Source organism: Paenibacillus forsythiae T98, from assembly GCF_000520735.1.
In the GTDB taxonomy this organism is placed as follows: domain Bacteria; phylum Bacillota; class Bacilli; order Paenibacillales; family Paenibacillaceae; genus Paenibacillus_AQ; species Paenibacillus_AQ forsythiae.
Genome location: NZ_ASSC01000720.1, coordinates 1 through 2,526, shown reverse-complemented (window position 1 = coordinate 2,526; position 2,526 = coordinate 1). Strand labels below are relative to the sequence as shown.

The window sequence follows — 2,526 nt, the reverse complement described above, 5'->3', positions numbered from 1 at the left end:
AGGAGCAGCTGCTGGAAGCCGCCGAGCGGATTGCCCGGACGGGAATCTTCTCTGGGTCTGCCGTTCAGTTAAGCGAAGGGAGACCATGAGGATGATTGAATTAAAGGATATTCACAAGACGTTTATACGCAAGGGACAGTCAATCGAAGCGCTCAAAGGCGTGAACCTGCGGGTGGATAAAGGCGATATTTTCGGTGTCATCGGGTACAGCGGCGCCGGCAAAAGCACACTGATCCGGATGGTGAACTATCTGGAGCGGCCGACCAAGGGCCGGGTCTTTGTGGAAGGCGAAGCGCTCGATCAATTCTCCCCGGCGCAGCTCCGCAAGACCAAGAAGAAAATCGGCATGATCTTTCAGCATTTCAACCTGCTGGAATCGAAGACGGTATACGACAACATCGCCATTCCGCTCGTGCTGCTGAAGCAGGACAAGAAGCGCATCCGCGAGCGCGTAACCGAGCTGCTCCAGTTCATCGGGCTTGCCGACAAAGCGGACAGCTACCCGAAGGAACTGTCGGGAGGCCAGAAGCAGCGGGTGGGCATAGCCCGGGCGCTGGCGAGCAATCCTTCGATTCTGCTCTGCGACGAGGCCACCTCGGCGCTTGATCCGCAGACGACCAGATCCATTCTGGACCTGCTGAAAAAAATAAACGAAGAATATCATATCACCATTCTCATGATCACGCATGAAATGGCTGTCATTCAGCAAATCTGCAACAAAGTGGCCGTCATGGAACAAGGCGAGATCATCGAGCAGGGCGAGGTGCTGGAGGTCTTCGGCAACCCGCAGCATCCCACGACGGAGAGCTTCGTGCGGACCGTTATCCAGACCTCCGTGCCGGAAAGTGTGCTCCAGAGCCTGAGCCCGGAACGGGCCGGACGGCTGTTCAAGCTGAAATTCGTGGGCGGCAACGCCTCGGAGCCGATCATCGACAGCCTGATTCGAAAGTATGGCGTCAGCGTCAACATCCTGTTTGCCAACATGAGCGAAATCCAGAGCACGACGCTGGGCACGATGATTCTCCAGCTCGGCGGCGAGGACAGGGATATTTTCCGGGCTGTGGAATTTCTCGGCTCGCGGGGCGTGGAGATTGCGGAGCTTCAGGAATTTCAGCAGCAGCGGAAGGACCGGGTCACTGACGAAAGTCACGAGGACCGGGCGATTAAGGAGGTTACAGCCGTATGAGTACCATTATTACAGCGGATCAGCTGTTTCAGGCGCTGCGTGAAACGGTGGTCATGGTGGGGGTATCGCTATTTTTCGGAGCGCTTCTCGGCATTCCGATCGGCATCGTGCTTGTGATTACGCGTCCGGGAGGCATCCTGCAGAACCGGTTCGTCTACGCTGTGCTTAATCCGCTGATCAATGTGATCCGGTCGCTGCCGTTTATTATTTTGCTGGTCGCTATTATTCCGTTCACCCGGATGCTCGTCCATACTTCGATTGGAACAAGCGCCGCCATCGTTCCCCTGGTTGTCTATGTGGCGCCGTATATCGGTCGTCTCGTTGAGAACTCCCTGCTGGAGGTGAGTCCCGGAATCATGGAGGCGGCTGAGGCGATGGGAGCGACGACCTTTCAGGTGATCTGGCATTTTCTGCTGCCCGAGGCGTTCGGTTCGCTGATTCTGACGATGACTACCGCAACTATCGGACTCATCGGCGCAACGGCGATGGCCGGGACGGTTGGCGGAGGAGGCATCGGGGATCTTGCCATTTCCTATGGCTACCAGCGCTTTGACACCTTTGTTATTCTGGTTACGGTTGCGATTCTGATCGTATTCGTTCAGGGCATTCAATCCGCAGGGAACCGGTTCGCCCGCAAGGCGCGCCGGGATTAGGGAGCGGAGATCCGCGAAGCATAATCGTGAAATTGGAGAAGGAATGAGCGGGATAGCCTTGTATGCCAGGTGAAGGAGCGAAACGATGAGCATAGCTATAATTGGCGCAATGGAGGAAGAGGTTGAAGTCTTTCGGGGCCGGCTGGAGAATGTCCGCAGATCGGAAGCGGCGGGAGGAATCTACGACACCGGGACCTTGGAGGGGCGGGAGATCGTGCTGCTGCAAGGCGGGGTCGGCAAAGTCAACGCGGCGCTGACGACGGCGCTTCTTATCGAGCGCTACCGCCCGGAGCTGATTATTAACACCGGTTCAGCCGGGGGGATCGGCAGCGGCGTACGGATTGGCGATGTCGTCGTAGCAGCGGAGCTGGCTTACAGCGATGTCGATGCGACCGCCTTTCGGCGATACGTCTACGGTCAGGTGCCGCGGATGCCGGCCCGTTACCCGGTTCAGGAGGGATTTCTGGCGCTCGCCCGGCGGTTGTCCGCTGATAGAGAGACGGAAGAGAGCGTCTTTACGGGCCTGATAACTACTGCGGACTCCTTTATCGGCCGCCGCGAGGCCGCCGACTTGATCCGCGAACGGTTTCCCGAATCGCTTGCGACGGATATGGAGGGCGCCTCAGTCGCCCAGACCGCATACCAGTTTGGCGTGCCGTTTCTGGCCGTGCGCGCCATTTCCGACAT

At 57.8% G+C, this 2,526-nt stretch carries 3 protein-coding genes; all 3 read left to right on the top strand.

Going from position 1 to position 2,526, the window contains the following annotated elements; genetic code table 11:
• The first annotated feature begins 91 nt into the window (after positions 1–91).
• Positions 92–1,186: a methionine ABC transporter ATP-binding protein gene (locus L692_RS0121980; RefSeq protein ID WP_025702149.1), complete on the top strand. Its 1,095-nt coding sequence runs from the start codon at positions 92–94 to the stop codon at positions 1,184–1,186.
• Positions 1,183–1,839, top strand: a complete 657-nt coding sequence (locus L692_RS0121975) for a methionine ABC transporter permease (RefSeq protein ID WP_025702148.1) — start codon at positions 1,183–1,185, stop codon at positions 1,837–1,839. The genes L692_RS0121980 and L692_RS0121975 overlap by 4 nt, the downstream gene beginning before the upstream one ends.
• An 85-nt stretch (positions 1,840–1,924) precedes the next feature.
• Positions 1,925–2,526, top strand: a 602-nt coding sequence (locus L692_RS0121965; protein WP_025702147.1) for a 5'-methylthioadenosine/adenosylhomocysteine nucleosidase, incomplete at its 3' end; no start/stop codon positions are given.

Excerpts from the sequence above, each read along its gene's own strand:
- L692_RS0121980 (WP_025702149.1), top strand. The coding sequence starts at position 92 with ATGATTGAATTAAAGGATATTCACAAGACGTTTATACGCAAGGGACAG.
- L692_RS0121975 (WP_025702148.1), top strand. The coding sequence starts at position 1,183 with ATGAGTACCATTATTACAGCGGATCAGCTGTTTCAGGCGCTGCGTGAA.